The following is a 16,625-nucleotide window of genomic DNA, read 5'->3' as shown; positions in this document are numbered from 1 at the left end:
GCGCAGCCCCCGGCCCCCGCTGGCGGCGGCGCATCGCCGACGCGACGGGGCCGTACCCCGTAGGCCACCGGCGCCCGCTCGTCCCACGCGGCCGCGCCCGCACCCCCCCGCCCGCGCGGCCGCACCTCGACGCCACCCCGACCGGCCGCCCAGCAGGCCACGTTGGCCCCGGCCCCGCCCGGCAGCGTCCGGATCGCCGCGGCCGTGTCGGTGCTCGGCGCGAGTGGCCCCCGGTGCCGGGCCACGATGTCGGTGACGACGTCACCGACGACCAACAGCGCACCACCCGGAGCCGGTTCGGCCCCGGAGCCGTCGGCCGCGACCGTCACGCCCCGGCCCAGGCCGCCGCGATCCGCCCCGCCAGCCGGACGTTGCCCCGCACCGCCGCCAGATTGGCGCTCAGGGAGGCGCCGTCGGTGTGCCGCACGAGGTAGGAGAGGAGGAACGGTGTGACGCCCTGACCGGTGACCCCCGCCTCCTCAGCGGCCTCCAACGCGTCCGCGAGCACACGCGCGTGGAGCTCCGGGTCCAACTGCTCGGCCTCGGGGACCGGGTTGGCGACGATCAGCGCGGACTCCGGTCCGTCCAGCGCGTCCTGAGCCCGCATCACCTCCGCCACCTGCTGGGCGGAGTCCAGCGTCCAGTCCACCGGATGCCCCGAGTCGGACAGGTAGAAGCCGGGGAAGCGGTCCGTGCCGTACCCGGCCACCGCCACGCCCAGTGTCTCCAGCCGCTGCAAGGTCGCCGGCACGTCGAGGATCGACTTCACGCCCGCGCAGACCACCGTGATCCGCGTACGCGCCAGCAGCCCCAGGTCCGCCGACTCGTCCTGTGTCACCGTCCACTCCCGGTGCACCCCGCCGAGCCCACCGGTCGCGAACACCCGCACACCCGCCAGCGCCGCCAGCTGTGCCGTCGCCGACACCGTGGTCGCCCCGCTCGCCCCGGCGGCCACCGCGAGCGGCAGGTCACGATGGCCCAGCTTGCGGATCCCGTCCTCGTTGGCGACCCGCTCCAACTGCTCCTTGTCCAGACCGACATGAGGCCTGCCGTCCAGCACCGCGATCGTCGCGGGAACGGCACCCTCCTGCCGTACGACGTCCTCCAGCTCCAACGCCACCTGCAGGTTCCGCGGCCGCGGCAACCCGTGGGCGATGATCGTGGACTCCAGGGCCACCACGGGTCGACGCGCGTCGACCGCCTCGCGCACTTCCTCCGACAACACCAGCACCACGCGCCTGCCTCCTGTCGATGGGTCCTCCCTGATCTCTGGCGGGCGGCGCACCCGGCCAAACCCTTGCGGGCTGTGGGGGACGACATCAGCCTGGGGACATGACGGACAACGCCACACGTCTCGACCATGTCGTCCTCTGGGTGCACGACCCGGTGGCCTCGGCCGCCTTCTACGAGAAGGCGGTCGGCATGGCACCCCTGAGGATCGCCGACTACGCCGCGGGTGCGGTGTCCTTCCCCTCCGTGCGGCTCAATGACGAGACCATCTTCGACCTGATGCCGTTCACCATGACGGAACGCATGACGATGCTCCCCGGCGCCACCGAGAGCTCGGGACACCCTGTCAACCATGTCTGCCTGGCCCTGCCCGGCGACGACTTCCAGGCACTCCGCGTCCGCCTGGAGGAGCAGACGGTCCCCGTCTCGGACTTCTCCTACGACTCCTTCGGCGCCCGTGGTACGGCCCGCCGCAGCTTCTACTTCCGCGACCCCGACGGGAACGTCTTCGAGGCCCGCCACTACGAGTGAACGGGGCGCGGCGAGGGGGCCGCGCGCGTGTGCGGCCCCCTCCGGAGGTGTCAGACCGGCCGTACGCCGTCCAGCGCCCCATGCGGGTCGAGCACGTACTTGCGGCTGGCGCCCTGGTCGAACTCGGCGTAGCCGCGTGGTGCGTCCTCGATGCCGATCACGGTCGCGTTGACCGCCTTGGCGATGTGTACGCGCCCGTGCAGGATCGCCCGCATCAGGTTGCGGTGGTACTGCATCACCGGGCACTGACCGGTGGTGAAGCGGTGGCTCTTGGCCCAGCCGAGCCCGAGCCGCACCTTCAGCGTCCCGGACTTCGCGTCCTCGTCGACCCCGCCGGGGTCGTCCGTGACGTAGAGACCCGGAATGCCCAGGGCGCCGCCCGCGCGCGTGATGCCCATCAGCGAGTTGAGGACCGTCGCGGGCGCCTCGGGGGCCTGCGGGCCGTGGGCCCGTGCCTCGAAACCGACCGCGTCGACCGCGGCGTCCACCTCGGGTTCCCCGAGGATCTGCGCGATCTGCTCGCCCACGCTGCCCTGCGAGACGTCGACGGTCTCGCAGCCGAAGCTCCGCGCCTGGGCGAGCCGCTCGGCGTTGAGGTCGCCGACGATGACGACCGCGGCGCCCAGCAGCTGTGCGGACGCGGCCGCCGCCAGACCCACCGGCCCGGCCCCGGCGACGTACACCGTCGAACCGACGCCGGCACCCGAGCTCACCACGCCGTGGAAGCCGGTCGGGAAGATGTCCGACAGCATGGTCAGGTCGAGCAGCTTCTCGCGCGCCTGGTCCCGGTCCGGGAACTTCAGCAGGTTGAAGTCCGCGTACGGCACCATGGCGTACTCGGCCTGGCCGCCGACCCAGCCGCCCATGTCGACGTATCCGTAGGCAGCCCCGGGCCGTGCCGGGTTGACGTTCAGACAGATGCCGGTCTTGCGTTCCTTGCAGTTGCGGCATCGCCCGCAGGCGATGTTGAACGGTACGGAGACGATGTCGCCGACGTCGAGGGTCTCGACGTCCGGTCCCCGTTCGATGATCTCTCCGGTGATCTCGTGTCCGAGGACCAGCCCCTCGGGCGCGGTCGTCCGTCCGCGCACCATGTGCTGGTCGCTGCCGCAGATGTTGCTGGCGAGGACCTTGAGGATCACACCGTGCCGGCACTTGCGGCCGACGTTGGCGGCTGCGACCCCCGGCCCGTCCTGGAGTTCGAGCGTGGGGTAGTCGATGGTCCTGACCTCCACCGCGCCCGGCTTGAGATACGCGACTGCCCTGTTCCCGGTTCCGCTCATGCGTGATCGCCGTCCCTTCGGCTCCGAAGTCTTCGGATGCCAGTGGCTGTGCGCATGGCGGAGTCTGCTACCGCCGCAGCTTCCCGGCCAGCCTTCGCGCGGGGACGGATCCGGCCCGCTTTGCGGCCCTCAGAACAGCGGTTCCGGAAGCACTCCTTCCAGGGCGAGCAGCTTCCGCTTGGTCTCCAGACCGCCCCCGAAGCCGCCGATGCCGCCGTCCCTCTCGACGACCCGGTGGCAGGGCACGACCACCGGCAGCGGATTGGCGCCCATCGCCGCCCCCACCGCCTGGGCCGCGCCCGGCTGACCGACCCGTCCGGCCAGATCGCCGTATCCCACGACACTGCCGAACCGCACCCCGGACGCCAGCTCGCGCAGCACCTCACGGTTGAAGCCGGAGATCAGCGACCAGTCCAGCGGCAGCTCGAAGTCGTGCCGCGAGCCCGCGAAGTACGCCTCCACCTGGCGTATCGCCTCAGCCAGCAGTGGGGAGCCGGGCGCCTCGACGGGCTCGGTGCCCAGCCGGGAAGCCAGCCGGTCGAGCGCGTGGTCGCGGACCGCCTCGGTGGCGTGGAACACGACGTTGACCAGGCCCTCGCGGGTCGCGGCCAGCAGCAGCGGACCGATGTCGGTGCCCACGACGGCCCACACGACCTGCTGCTCGTACTGCCCATGGCTGCTCATGCCACCCACCGTACGGCCCGCCACTGACAACGCCCGGGGAGCGGCCGGAGAACGGCCGCTCCCGGTGCGCGGAGGCTCTCAGGACGCCCCCACCGCGTCCCGCACCACGTCCGGCGTGTTGGTGATGATGCCGTCCACGCCGTACCCCGCGACCCGCCTCGCGGTCGCGGCGTCGTTGACGGTCCAGGTGAAGACCTGCAACGGCTTGTCGTGCGCGCCGGTGAAGGCCTGCACGGCGGAGACGTACGCGGTGGAGATGGTGCTGTGCGACGGATTGATCTGGTCGGTGAACTGCGCGTAGGCGGTCAGGTCCGAGACTTTCGGAGTGCCGAGCAGGCCGGTCCTGACGTCGGGCTTCAGCTCGTGGACGGTCCGCACGGTGTCCGCGCTGAAGCTCTGCACGACCAGCTTCGACCGGTGTGCCTGGTCGAGCCAGCTCTCGTTGGAGAGGACCTTGAGGGTCTGCTGCTCGATCCCCGGGTACAGCTCGGGGTTCTTGATCTCCAGCAGCAGCTTCTGGTGGTTGCGGTCGACGCGGCGCACGTACTGCTCCAGGGTCGGCACGCGCACGTTCGCGTACGCGGGGCCGAACCAGCTGCCCGCGTCGAGGCGCGCGATCTCGGCGGCCGTGAAGTCCTTCACCTTCCAGGGCGCCCGGTCGGGGAAGACCTCCTCGGCGTCGGTGGTGCGCCGCAGGTTGTCGTCGTGCAGGACGACGAGCTCGCCGTCCCGGGTGCGCTGGACGTCGTTCTCCACCCAGCGGATGCCCAGCGCGGCCGCCTTGTCGACGGCGGCCAGGGTGTTCTCGGGGGCGTAGGCGGAGGCGCCCCGGTGGGCGATGACCGTCGGCGGTTCGCCGACCTCGACGGCGCGGACGTCGGAGGCGGGGAGCAGGAGGGTGGCAGTCCCCAGGAGCGCGGAGGTCGTGGCGGCAACTGCGCGCGCGTGCATGCTGACTCCTTGCGTCGAGCGATCACGTACAGATCAACTGTGACAGCAGAGGGTCAACAGCAGGGGGGTGCAGAATGGCCACAGATTGAATGGGGTTGCCCAACTCCGCTCACTGGTGCCGCACAACTGGGGCAAGGCCGTGTTTCTTTGCCGGAAAATCGTTCGACCATTCCGGTGGGAGTCATACTCTCTGCCTCAACCCTGACCGCTCGGGCGGTCCTGGGAGGGGGCGCATTTCAGCAGATTCAGGGACGCAAGAGGGCGGGAAGGACAGCCGCGCATGCAAGGCACGGTCGACGGATTCAGTTACGGACTCGTCACACCGCTGGTGGCCTACCTCATGGCTTGCCTGGGAGGTGCCCTCGGTCTGCGCTGCACCACCCGGTCCATGCTCGTCTCGAACTCCTGGAGACCGGGCTGGCTGGCCCTCGGATCCGCGGCCATCGGTTCCGGCATATGGACCATGCACTTCGTCGCCATGATGGGCTTCACGGTCAAGGGCGCGCCCATCCACTACGACAAGCCGACGACATTCGCGAGCCTCGCCGTCGCCATCGTCATGGTGGGCATCGGGATCTTCATAGTCGGCTACAAAGGCGCGAGCGGAACGGCCCTGTTCACCGGCGGCACCATCACCGGCCTCGGCGTCGCCTCCATGCACTATCTCGGCATGGCCGGAATGCGGCTCAACGGAAAGCTGGAATACAACACGCTCACCGTGTCCGCCTCCGTCGTCATAGCCATGTGCGCCGCGACCGCGGCCCTGTGGGCGGCAGGCCAGGTCAGAGGCTTCCTGTGGAGTGTCGGCGCGAGCCTCGTCATGGGGCTCGCCGTCAGCGGTATGCACTACACCGGCATGGCGGCCCTCAGCGTCCACCTGCACGGCACCGGCGCCCCCTCCTCGGGCGACTCACCGGCCGAACTGCTCGCGCCCATGATGGTCGGCCCCCTGGCCTTTCTGCTGATCGCCGGCGTCGTCGTGATGTTCGACCCACTGATGGTCATGGGCAAACCCGACTGGACCCCCGCCGAGAACAAGCCCGGAATCCCGGCCCACGCCGACGCCCCGCACACCCCGCGCCGCTCCTCGATCCGCACCCGCCGAGGTGTCGGCCACCGCAGCTCCCGCACCCCGCAGAACCGGTGACCGCACCGCGTTGTCAGTGGGGGGTCGTACGGTGGACCCCATGCGGCCCGTTTCCCAGATCGAACGCACGGTGGCGCCCTTCGAGGTCGTCAGCCCCTACCAGCCCAGCGGCGACCAGCCGGCGGCCATCGCCGACCTGGCCAAGCGCATCGAGGCCGGTGAGAAGGATGTCGTCCTCCTCGGCGCGACCGGCACCGGTAAGTCCGCCACCACCGCGTGGATGATCGAGAAGCTCCAGCGGCCCACCCTGGTGATGGCCCCGAACAAGACCCTGGCCGCCCAGCTGGCCAACGAGTTCCGGGAGCTGCTGCCGAACAACGCGGTCGAGTACTTCGTCTCGTACTACGACTACTACCAGCCCGAGGCCTACGTCCCGCAGTCGGACACCTACATCGAGAAGGACTCCTCGGTCAACGAGGAGGTCGAGCGCCTGCGCCACTCCGCGACCAACTCGCTGCTCACCCGCCGCGACGTCATCGTGGTCGCCTCCGTCTCCTGCATCTACGGCCTCGGCACCCCGCAGGAGTACGTGGACCGCATGGTCCCCCTCAGGGTCGGCGACGAGATCGACCGCGACCAGCTGCTGCGCCGCTTCGTGGACATCCAGTACACGCGCAACGACCTGGCCTTCAGCCGCGGCACCTTCCGCGTCCGCGGCGACACCATCGAGATCTTCCCGGTCTACGAGGAGCTCGCCGTCCGCATCGAGATGTTCGGCGACGAGATCGAGGCCCTGTCCACCCTCCACCCCCTCACCGGCGAGATCATCAGCGACGACCAGCAGCTGTACGTCTTCCCCGCCTCCCACTACGTCGCCGGCCCCGAGCGCCTGGAGCGGGCCGCCAACGACATCGAGAAGGAACTGGGCGAGCGCCTCACCGAGCTGGAGAAGCAGGGCAAGCTCCTGGAGGCCCAGCGTCTGCGGATGCGAACGACGTACGACCTGGAGATGCTCCGCCAGATCGGCTCCTGCTCGGGCGTCGAGAACTACTCGATGCACTTCGACGGCCGCGAGCCCGGCTCCCCGCCGAACACCCTGCTGGACTACTTCCCGGACGACTTCCTGCTCGTCATCGACGAGTCGCATGTCACGGTCCCGCAGATCGGCGCCATGTACGAGGGCGACGCCTCCCGCAAGCGCACCCTCGTCGACCACGGCTTCCGGCTGCCCTCCGCCCTCGACAACCGCCCCCTGAAGTGGGAGGAGTTCCAGCAGCGGATCGGACAGACCGTCTACCTGTCCGCGACACCGGGCAACTACGAGCTCTCCCGCGGGGACGGCGTCGTCGAGCAGATCATCCGCCCGACGGGCCTCATCGACCCGGAGGTCGTGGTCAAGCCCACCGAGGGCCAGATCGACGACCTGGTGCACGAGATTCGCAAGCGCACCGAGAAGGACGAGCGCGTCCTGGTCACCACGCTCACCAAGAAGATGGCCGAGGACCTCACGGACTACTTCCTGGAGCTCGGCATCCAGGTCCGCTATCTGCACAGCGACGTCGACACCCTGCGTCGTGTCGAACTGCTGCGCGAGCTGCGCTCCGGAGAGTACGACGTCCTGGTCGGCATCAACCTCCTGCGCGAGGGCCTCGACCTGCCCGAGGTGTCCCTGGTGGCCATCCTCGACGCCGACAAGGAGGGCTTCCTGCGCTCCGGCACCTCCCTGATCCAGACCATCGGCCGCGCGGCGCGCAATGTCTCCGGTCAGGTCCACATGTATGCCGACAAGATCACCCCGGCGATGGAGAAGGCCATCGACGAGACCAACCGCCGCCGGGAGAAGCAGGTCGCGTACAACACGGCGAACGGCATCGACCCCCAGCCGCTCCGCAAGAAGATCAACGACATCGTGGCGCAGATCGCCCGCGAGGACATCGACACCGAACAGCTGCTCGGCTCCGGGTACCGCAAGCAGAAGGAGGGCAAGGCCGCCAAGGCCCCCGTGCCCTCTCTCGGCGGCAAGGCGGCCAAGGGTGCCAAGGGCAAGGCCGGGGAGAGCGTGCCCACCGACCGGCCCGCCGCCGAGCTCGCGGAGCAGATCGAGGAGATGACCGCGCGTATGCGCGCCGCCGCCGCGGACCTTCAGTTCGAGATCGCGGCCCGACTGCGCGACGAGGTCTCCGAGATGAAGAAGGAACTGCGTCAGATGAAGGAGGCCGGCCTGGCCTGACGGGCGCTCCGCCTCCACTACGAACGCGCTGTGTTGCAAGACCGACACAAAGTGCGGACCTGGGTAGCGGCACTGTCAGTGCCACTGCGTAGGGTTCTGGTCAACCGCGCACTCCGCGGTAACAGGGGACAGTTCGAGAGGGGAATCAGCGCGTGACCGTCAACATGACCAAGGGTCAGGCCATCAGTCTGCAGAAGAACGACGGCGGCAGCCTGACTTCGGTGCGCATGGGTCTCGGCTGGCAGGCGGCTCCCCGTCGCGGCCTGTTCGGCTCGCGCACCCGGGAGATCGACCTTGATGCCTCCGCAGTCCTGTTCGCGGACAAGCAGCCGGTCGACGTCGTCTTCTTCCGCCACCTGGTGAGCGACGACGGCTCGGTGCGCCACACCGGCGACAACCTCGTCGGCGGTGTCGGCCAGGGTGGCGACGACGAGGCGATCCTCGTCGACCTGGCGCGCATCCCGGTCCACATCGACCAGATCGTCTTCACCGTGAACTCCTTCACGGGCCAGACCTTCCAGGAGGTGCAGAACGCGTTCTGCCGCCTGGTCGACGAGACCAACGGCCAGGAGCTGGCCCGCTACACGCTCGCGGGCGGTGGCGCCTACACGGCCCAGATCATGGCCAAGGTGCACCGCACGGGCCCCGGCTGGACGATGACGGCCCTGGGTACTCCGGCCAACGGCCGTACCTTCCAGGACCTGATGCCGGCGATCCTGCCGCACCTGTAAGCCGCGCGAGCGGTACCCGACACCGAACAGCGACACAGGGGGACGAAGGCATGACGGCCGAGCTGGTGCGGGGGCAGAACCACCCGCTCTCCCAGGCCCGTCTCGAGATCCGGGTCTCGGCCGGCAAGCCGATCGTGGCCGCAGCCGCGCTGAGCGACGAGCACGGCAAGGTCCATGGCGTGGAGTGGGTGGCCCACCCGGGCGCACCCACCCTGCCGGGCCTGGAGGTCTCCCGGCAGGCCGCCGCCGACCACCGCCTCGCGGTGGACCTCGGCGCCATGCCGGAGGCCGTGCACCGGATCAGCGTGCTGCTCGCCCTGCCCACCGGCGTGGCGGGTCCCGTCCGCTTCGGTGGGCTGGCCGCCCCCTTCGTCGCGGTCACCGGCCTCGACGGCTCCGAGGTCGCCAGCTACACCATCACCGGCCTGGAGGCCGAGTCCGCCGTCGTCGCCCTGGAGCTCTACCGCCGCCAGGGCGCCTGGAAGGTGCGAGCCGTCGGCCAGGGGTACGCCGGCGGCCTCGCCGAACTCCTGGCGGACCAGGGCATGCCGGAGGCCCGCACCCTCGCCGGCAGCATCAACGAGGCCGTGGCCCAGGGTCTGGCCCGCTCCGTACCGGCCCCGCCGCGCACCGCCGACGGCGACCGCACCCGGCAGACGGCCGCACCGGCCCTCGGCCCGGACCAGGGGGGTACGGCACCGCAGGGCGCCGTACCACCGCAGCCGCCGACGTCGCCCTACGGTGCCCAGGCGTCCGCCCTGCCCGCCTCTCCCTACGGCGGGCAGGGCGCCCAACAGGGCTCCACGGACCCTTCCGCGGCCGCTCAGCCGTCCACGCCCACCGCGGGCGGCCCGGTCGACTACAGCCACCCGCGCCGGCAGACCACCGCACCGCCGCCGCCCCCGCCGACCGCGCCCCCGGCCCAGCCCGGGCAGCCCCAGCAGCCCGTCGCGGGGGACGCGACCGGCTGGTCCATGGACGAGCGCCTGTACAACCAGGTGTGGGGCATGTTCGAGGACCTGGCACGCAGCACGGCCGCGTACCGCAGCGCCGTCGACTTCGCCGAATCGCGCATGGAGAAGGAACTCGACCAGGTCCTGTCCGACCCGCGCAGCCGGATCGGGGGCCAGGGCGACGCCGCGCGTGAGGCGGCCCGCGCCAAGCACGCCCAGCTCGTCGACCAGGCCCAGGCAGCCCTCGACCGGGACCTCGCCCAGCTCGCCGCCGAGGCCGAGGTCGTGGAACCCGCGCTGCCGCCGGCGTACGCCCGCTGGGACAATCCCGTCTGGCACGGCTACCGGGTGCCGATGGAGATCCCCATGGCCCTGCGCCTCGGCGACCTCCACCTTCCCGAGGCCCCGCAGGTGAGCATCCCGATGCTGGTCAGGCTCCCGCTGGAGCGCGGACTGTGGATCGACAGCGGGCGGGCCGGCACGATCGACGGCTCGTACACCGACTCCCACGAAGTGAAGCGGCTGGCCATGGACACCGCGGTCGCGGTCGCGGCCCGGCTGCTCGCCGTCTATCCCGCGCGCGAGTTCACCGTGCACGTCATCGACCCGGCGGGCTCGGGCGGACAGGCGCTGGTGCCGCTGGTGCAGACCGGTGTGCTCGCGGCCCCGCCCGCCGTCGGCGCGGCGGGTGTGACGGACGTCCTGGCCCGGCTCACCCAACGGGTCGACCTGGTGCAGATGGCGGTGCGGGGCGGTGCGCCCGACGCGCTCCCGCCCGGCTTCGACACCTCCGAGCAGCTCCTGATCGTCAACGACTTCCCGCACGGCTTCGACGACCGCGCCGTGACCCAGCTGCGTTACCTTGCCGACGAGGGCCCGGCGGTCGGCGTCCATCTGATGATGGTCGCGGACCGTGAAGAGGCCTCCGCGTACGGTCCGCTGCTCGACCCGCTGTGGCGTTCGCTGATGCGACTCACGCCGGTTCCCGACGACCATCTCGCCGACCCGTGGGTGGGCCATGCCTGGACGTACGAGCCCTCGCTCGTCCCGGGGGGCAGCCAGGTCCTCCAACAGGTCCTTCAGCAGGTGGCGATGGCCCGCACCAAGCACACGTAAAGTCGCCTGAACAGGCACTTTGACCTTTCTTTTGCCAATCGCTTTACCTTTCCTTGGTGATTGGGGTACCGTTTTCCTCACGGAGGGGAGTACTCCCTGTCGATGCGGCGTACCCGTCAATACGGATCGGATCCGATCCCGGGGCGTCGGCCCACCTTGGGTGGAAGAGACCTCCGGCAGCGCGACGACGCTGGTTATTTGCCGTTACGTAATGCCGGAGGCGCAACAGTGGATGTTTCCGTGACCCTGTGGGTCCTGACGATCGTGGGCCTCGCAGCCCTGATCGCGGTCGATTTCTTCATCGGCCGCAAGCCGCACGACGTGTCCATCAAGGAAGCCGGAATCTGGACCGTCGTCTGGATCGCCCTGGCCGGCCTCTTCGGGCTCGGCCTCCTCATCTTCGGCGGTGGCCAGGCCGGCGGTGAGTTCTTCGCGGGCTTCATCACCGAGAAGTCGCTCAGCGTCGACAACCTCTTCGTCTTCGTCCTGATCATGGCGAAGTTCGCGGTCCCGTCGCAGTACCAGCAGCGGGTCCTGCTCGTCGGTGTCCTCATAGCCCTGGTCCTGCGAGCGATCTTCATCGCCGCGGGCGCCGCCATCCTCGCCAGCTTCGCCTGGGTCTTCTACATCTTCGGCGCCTTCCTCATCTGGACCGCCTGGAAGCTCATCCAGGAGGCCAGGGCCGACGAGGACGAAGAGGAGTTCGAGGAGAACAAGCTGCTCAAGGCCGCCGAGCGCCGCTTCGGTGTCGCCGACCGGTACCACGGCACCAAGCTGTGGATCGAGGAGAACGGCAAGCGGGTCATGACCCCGATGCTGGTCGTCATGCTCGCGATCGGCACCACCGACGTGCTCTTCGCTCTCGACTCCATCCCCGCGATCTTCGGCCTCACGCAGGACCCGTACATCGTCTTCACGGCCAACGCGTTCGCCCTGATGGGTCTGCGCCAGCTGTACTTCCTCATCGGCGGCCTGCTGAAGAAGCTGGTCCACCTCAGCTACGGCCTGTCGATCATCCTCGGCTTCATCGGCGTCAAGCTGGTGCTGCACGCCCTGCACGAGTCCGGGGTCAATGTCCCGGAGATCTCCATCCCGGTCTCCCTCGGCGTGATCTGCGGGGTCCTGGTCGTCACCACGATCACCAGCCTCCGTGCCTCCAAGAAGCAGGCGGCGGCCGAGGCGGCGCAGGCGCAGAGCGATGGCGCTCCGAAGGACAGCATCGACGTCTGACCACGTCGGACGTAGGAACAACCAGCACCGGGAGCGCCGTGCGGCCAATTGCCGCTCACTGCTCCCGGTGCTTCGGTTGTGTGCGGAGCGTCTCCCGCCCGGAGACGCCACGGCCGGGTGGAGGCACCATGGACGCGCCCATGAAGTTCGTGCAGATCATCGACTACGAGACCGACCGCATCGAAGAGATGCAGGCAATGGCCGAGCAGGCGGAGGAACAGTTCGCCGGCCGCACCGACGGCCCCACCCACCGCCTGGTGCTGAGGGACCGCAGCAATCCCAACCGCTACCTCGTCGTGATCGAGTTCGACTCCTACGAGGAGGCCATGCGCAACAGCGGCGACCCGGAGACGGGCAAGTTCGCGGAGCAGATGGCCGCGTTGTGTACCAAGGCGCCGACCTTCACGGACTGCGATCTGGTGGACATCACCGAGTTCAAGTAGGGCTCGTGGGGCCCCGTCCCGCCAGGGTGCGGGGCCCTGCACCCTCTGCGACGATCGCTGCATGATCACTCGGCTCAGGTCGCTCACCACCCAGTGGACGACGCTCGTGCCGGTGCTCGCGGTCGTCCTCCTCGCCTTCACCTGGGGACGCGACCTGCCGGGTGTGATCGTCGCCCTGGTGACCCTGGTCCTCGCGGGCGCCGTCCTGGCCGCCGTGCACCACGCCGAGGTGGTCGCGCACCGGGTCGGCGAGCCCTTCGGCTCCCTCGTCCTCGCGGTCGCCGTCACCATCATCGAAGTCGCCCTCATCGTCACCCTGATGGCCGATGGCGGCGGCAAAAGCTCGACCCTCGCCCGGGACACGGTCTTCGCGGCCGTGATGATCACCTGCAACGGCATCGTCGGCATCTCCCTCCTGGTCGCCTCGCTGCGCCACGGCATCGCCGTCTTCAACCCCGAGGGCACCGGCGCGGCCCTCGCGACCGTCGCGACCCTGGCCACTCTCAGCCTGGTCCTGCCGACGTTCACGACGAGCAAGCCGGGCCCGGAGTTCTCCGGCGTCCAGCTGACCTTCGCCGCGCTCTCCTCACTGGTCCTGTACGGCCTGTTCGTGGCCACCCAGACCGTGCGGCACCGCGACTACTTCCTCCCGATCACCCGCCAGGGCGTGGTCATCACCGTTGACGACCACGCCGACGCGCCGTCCTCCCGCACCGCCCAGATCAGCCTCGGGCTGCTGGGACTGGCCCTGATCGGCGTCGTCGGCCTGGCCAAGGGCGTGTCGCCCACCATCGAGTCCGGGGTGTCGGCCGCCGGACTGCCCCATGCCGTCGTCGGCGTGATCATCGCCCTGCTCGTGCTGCTCCCCGAGACCATCGCCGCGCTGCGCTCCGCCCGCCGCGACCGCGTGCAGACCAGCCTCAACCTCGCGCTCGGCTCGGCGATGGCCAGCATCGGCCTCACCATCCCCGCCGTGGCCCTGGCCTCCATCTGGCTCGACGGTCCGCTCGTCCTGGGCCTCGGCGCCACCCACATGGTGCTGCTCGCCCTGACCGTGGTGGTCAGCTCCCTGACGGTCGTACCGGGCCGGGCCACCCCGCTCCAGGGCGGTGTACACCTGGTGCTGTTCGCGGCCTATCTGGAGCTGGCGATCAATCCCTGACTCAATCCAGGACAGGCTCCGCCTTGACGGCCACCGGCACCGGACGCGTCTCCGGCAGCAGTGCGAAGCACCCCAGGCTCAGCAGCGCGATCCCCGTCAGATACGCCCCCACACCCCACGGCACCCGGCCACCCCGCTCGGCCAGCGCCGTCGCCACGATCGGCGTGAGCGCACCCCCGAGGACCCCGCCGAGGTTGTAGCCGACCGCGGCGCCCGTGCAGCGCACCCGCGGCTCGTACAGCTCCGGCAGATACGCGGCGATCACCGCGAACATCGTGATGAACGCGAGCATCGCGCCCAGGAACCCCACGAACATCAGCAGCGGTTCGCCGGTCGAGAGCAGCGCGACCATCGGGAACATCCACACGGCCGCCGCCGAACAGCCCGCCAGACACAGCGGCCGCCGCCCGTAGCGGTCGCCGAGCAACGCCACCACCGGCGTGAGCGAGCCCTTCACCACGACCGCGGCCATGATGCAGGCCAGCATGACCGTACGGCCCACGCCCAGCCGTTCCGTCGCATACGCGAGGGACCAGGTCGTGACGGCGTAGAAGATCGCGTACCCGATCGCGAGCGCGCCGGCCGTCAGCAGGACGAGCCGCCAGTGGTCGCGCACGACCTCGACGAACGGCACGCGCGCGTGGTCGTCGATTTCGAGGAAGCTGGGACTCTCGACGAGCGACGACCGCAGCCACAGCCCCGCCACGGCCAGCAGCCCCGCCGCCCAGAACGGAACCCGCCACCCCCACGCGGCGAACTGTGCCTCGCTCAGCGACGCCGACAGGACGAGCATCACGCCGTTGGCGAGCAGAAAGCCCACCGCGGGTCCGATCTGCGGGAAGCTCGACCACAGGGCCCGTCGTTCGGGCGGCGCGTGCTCCGCCGTCAGCAGCACCGCCCCGCCCCACTCCCCGCCGAGCCCCAGGCCCTGGAGGAACCGCAGCACGAGCAGCAGCAGGGGAGCGGTCACCCCGATCGAGTCGTACGTCGGGACACAGCCGACCGCGACCGTGGCGCCGCCGGTCAGCAGCAACGAGGTGACGAGGACCGGCCGCCGCCCCCGCCGGTCCCCGATGTGCCCGAACAGCACCGAACCCAGCGGCCGTGCCACGAACCCCACGCCGAACGTGGCGAAGGCGGCCAGCGTCCCCGCCAGCGGCGAGAACGTCGGGAAGAACAGCGGCCCCAGGACCAGTGCCGCCGCGGTCCCGTAGACGAAGAAGTCGTAGAACTCGATGGCCGTCCCGGCGAGTGAGGCGGCCGCGAGCCGCGGCATGGAGGGCGCCCTAACGGTGCGTACGTCGTGCATGCCGCGTCAACTACCCACGGTGACCGCGGGTTACGGGGGCGTGCGGGCGCGTCAGTAGGTGACCGTGATGCGCCGGGCGGGACCGTCGACACGGACGAGACCGCCGTAGGGGATGACCAGTTGGGGGTCGGTGTGCCCGAAGTCGACATCGAAGACGATCATGGTGTCGGGGGCATAGGTCCGCATGGCGCGCAGTACGGCCTCGCGCTGTTCGGACCCGTAACGAGCGGCCTCCTCCGGGTTGTTGGGGTGCTCGAAGGACCAGGTCTTCGCGCGCCCCGTCAACAGCGCCGAGAAGCGGTGCAGCAGCCCGCGCTCGCCCATGTTCCGGAGCGTCCAGAAGACCTCCGTGGCGCTGGGCATGTCCTCGGAGGTCTCCAGGAGCAGTACTCCGCCGTCGTACTCGCTCAGGTCGCGCGCGATCTCACGGTCGGCCATCAGCAGCCATCCCACGATCTCCAGACAGCCGCCCCAAGTCCTGCCCTCGACCACGCGGTCGGCGTTCACCCAGGTCCAGCCGTCGCCGGGCCTGGTGTGCGGCTCCGCTTCGAAGGTCGCCGGGTCCGCCCAGTCGCGGTCGACGTCGTTCCAGCGGTCGGCGGGCCTCAGCTCGTACTCGCCCGAGGTGAACAGCGCGGCCCGTAGGGAGTCGGCGGTCCGCGGGTTCATGGCGCCGGGCCGGCCCAGCTCGCACATCACGGTCGCGCCGTGATAGCCGACGATCCCCGTGTTGCGCAGATACATGAGCAGGTTCGTGTTGTCGCTCGTCCCGAAGAACGGCTTCGGGTTCGCCCGGATCAACTCCCGGTCCAGAAACGGCAGCACCGTGATCTGGTCGTCACCGCCGATCGACGCGATGACCGCCTTGATGTCCGGGTCGGCGAAGGCGGCGTGGATGTCGGCGGCGCGCTCTTGCGGGGTCGTGCCCATCTTGCGGGTCGTCGGGTACTCGACCGGGATGAGGCCGTAGTCCTCGCGCAGCCGCTCCAGGCCCAGTTCGAAGGGGCGCGGGAACAGCTCGGGCAGGCCGGCGCCGGCCGAGATGACGGCTATGCGGTCGCCGGGGGAGGGCTTTGGCGGGTACGAGATCGTCGTCATCCGTGGAGGGTACGGCTGTCCGCGCGCGCGGCGCACCGTGATAAACCGGGGTCTGAGCAGCGGTCTTCAACGGATCGCGCACCCGCCACCGGACCGGAGGAACCGTGCCCCGCACCCTGGCCAACGCCCCGATCATGATCCTCAACGGCCCCAACCTGAACCTGCTCGGCCAGCGCCAGCCGGAGATCTACGGTTCCGACACCCTCGCCGACGTCGAGGCACTGTGCGCCAAGACCGCGGCCGCGCACGGCGGCACCGTGGACTTCCGGCAGTCCAACCACGAGGGCGAGCTGGTCGACTGGATCCACGAGGCGCGGCTGAACCACTGCGGGATCGTCATCAACCCCGGCGCCTACTCGCACACGTCGGTCGCGATTCTGGACGCACTCAACACCTGCGACGGGCTGCCGGTCCTGGAGGTGCACATCTCCAACATCCACAAGCGCGAGTCCTTCCGCCACCACTCCTACGTCTCCCTGCGCGCCGACGGCGTCATCGCGGGCTGTGGCGTGCAGGGATACGCGTTCGGAGTGGAGCGGGTCGTGGCGCTGGCGGGGACGGGACAGGCCGAGGCGTAACGGGCGGTA

At 70.0% G+C, this 16,625-nt stretch carries 15 protein-coding genes and 1 pseudogene; 9 read left to right on the top strand and 7 right to left on the bottom strand.

Going from position 1 to position 16,625, the window contains the following annotated elements:
• Positions 1-329, bottom strand: a pseudogene (locus HLK59_RS09155) (sugar kinase); the annotation flags it as partial.
• Positions 326-1,234: a pseudouridine-5'-phosphate glycosidase gene (locus HLK59_RS09150; RefSeq protein ID WP_171140786.1), complete on the bottom strand. Its 909-nt coding sequence runs from the start codon at positions 1,232-1,234 to the stop codon at positions 326-328. The pseudogene HLK59_RS09155 and the gene HLK59_RS09150, both read right to left, overlap by 4 nt.
• Before the next feature lie 98 nt (positions 1,235-1,332).
• Between HLK59_RS09150 and HLK59_RS09145 the strand changes: the two genes are divergently transcribed.
• Positions 1,333-1,761, top strand: a complete 429-nt coding sequence (locus tag HLK59_RS09145; RefSeq protein WP_171140784.1) for a VOC family protein — start codon at positions 1,333-1,335, stop codon at positions 1,759-1,761.
• Positions 1,762-1,811: 50 nt separating this feature from the next.
• Here HLK59_RS09145 and fdhA read toward each other — a convergent pair whose 3' ends face one another.
• From fdhA to HLK59_RS09130, 3 genes are all read right to left on the bottom strand, one after another.
• Positions 1,812-3,044: a formaldehyde dehydrogenase, glutathione-independent gene (gene fdhA / locus HLK59_RS09140; RefSeq protein ID WP_171140783.1), complete on the bottom strand. Its 1,233-nt coding sequence runs from the start codon at positions 3,042-3,044 to the stop codon at positions 1,812-1,814.
• A 129-nt stretch (positions 3,045-3,173) separates the two neighbouring features.
• Positions 3,174-3,728: a methylated-DNA--[protein]-cysteine S-methyltransferase gene (locus tag HLK59_RS09135; RefSeq protein ID WP_171140782.1), complete on the bottom strand. Its 555-nt coding sequence runs from the start codon at positions 3,726-3,728 to the stop codon at positions 3,174-3,176.
• 78 nt (positions 3,729-3,806) lie between these two features.
• The gene (locus tag HLK59_RS09130; protein WP_171140781.1) at positions 3,807-4,679 is read right to left on the bottom strand and encodes a glycerophosphodiester phosphodiesterase family protein; all 873 of its coding nucleotides are present in this window, start codon (positions 4,677-4,679) and stop codon (positions 3,807-3,809) included.
• 280 nt (positions 4,680-4,959) lie between these two features.
• On the opposite strand from HLK59_RS09130, the gene HLK59_RS09125 reads away from it, so the two are divergent.
• The 7 genes from HLK59_RS09125 (at position 4,960) to HLK59_RS09095 (ending at position 13,631) form a co-directional block, all read left to right on the top strand.
• A complete protein-coding gene (locus HLK59_RS09125) occupies positions 4,960-5,826 on the top strand; it encodes an MHYT domain-containing protein (RefSeq protein WP_171140780.1) in 867 nt (288 codons plus the stop codon).
• 40 nt (positions 5,827-5,866) lie between these two features.
• Positions 5,867-7,996, top strand: a complete 2,130-nt coding sequence (gene uvrB, locus HLK59_RS09120; RefSeq protein ID WP_171140779.1) for an excinuclease ABC subunit UvrB — start codon at positions 5,867-5,869, stop codon at positions 7,994-7,996.
• Positions 7,997-8,148: 152 nt separating this feature from the next.
• On the top strand, positions 8,149-8,727 hold the full coding sequence (locus tag HLK59_RS09115) for a TerD family protein (protein ID WP_046263565.1): 579 nt from the start codon (positions 8,149-8,151) through the stop codon (positions 8,725-8,727).
• 50 nt (positions 8,728-8,777) lie between these two features.
• Positions 8,778-10,796 (top strand): TerD family protein, encoded by a 2,019-nt coding sequence (locus HLK59_RS09110; RefSeq protein ID WP_171140778.1) that lies wholly within the window; start codon positions 8,778-8,780, stop codon positions 10,794-10,796.
• A 228-nt stretch (positions 10,797-11,024) separates the two neighbouring features.
• The gene (locus HLK59_RS09105) at positions 11,025-12,026 is read left to right on the top strand and encodes a TerC/Alx family metal homeostasis membrane protein (RefSeq protein ID WP_171140777.1); all 1,002 of its coding nucleotides are present in this window, start codon (positions 11,025-11,027) and stop codon (positions 12,024-12,026) included.
• Positions 12,027-12,154: 128 nt separating this feature from the next.
• Positions 12,155-12,469 carry a hypothetical protein gene (locus HLK59_RS09100; protein WP_171140776.1) on the top strand — a complete coding sequence of 105 codons (315 nt, stop codon included), beginning with the start codon at positions 12,155-12,157 and terminating at the stop codon, positions 12,467-12,469.
• A 61-nt stretch (positions 12,470-12,530) separates the two neighbouring features.
• Positions 12,531-13,631: an ionic transporter y4hA gene (locus tag HLK59_RS09095; RefSeq protein WP_171140775.1), complete on the top strand. Its 1,101-nt coding sequence runs from the start codon at positions 12,531-12,533 to the stop codon at positions 13,629-13,631.
• Between the two features lies 1 nt (position 13,632).
• Here the strand turns inward: HLK59_RS09095 and HLK59_RS09090 are convergent, their stop codons facing one another.
• Both HLK59_RS09090 and HLK59_RS09085 read right to left on the bottom strand, forming a co-directional pair.
• Entirely contained in the window at positions 13,633-14,940 is a 1,308-nt protein-coding gene (locus tag HLK59_RS09090) for an MFS transporter (RefSeq protein ID WP_171140774.1), read from the bottom strand.
• A gap of 51 nt (positions 14,941-14,991) precedes the next feature.
• Positions 14,992-16,038: a S66 peptidase family protein gene (locus tag HLK59_RS09085; protein ID WP_171140773.1), complete on the bottom strand. Its 1,047-nt coding sequence runs from the start codon at positions 16,036-16,038 to the stop codon at positions 14,992-14,994.
• A gap of 104 nt (positions 16,039-16,142) precedes the next feature.
• Here HLK59_RS09085 and aroQ point away from each other — a divergent pair, with 104 nt between their 5' ends.
• Entirely contained in the window at positions 16,143-16,616 is a 474-nt protein-coding gene (aroQ, locus tag HLK59_RS09080; RefSeq protein ID WP_171140772.1) for a type II 3-dehydroquinate dehydratase, read from the top strand.
• Positions 16,617-16,625: the final 9 nt, after the last annotated feature.

Source organism: Streptomyces sp. S3(2020), assembly GCF_013044505.1.
GTDB lineage: Bacteria > Actinomycetota > Actinomycetes > Streptomycetales > Streptomycetaceae > Streptomyces.
The sequence above is the reverse complement of the archived record's forward strand: the minus strand, read 5'-3'. Positions and strand labels throughout refer to the sequence as shown.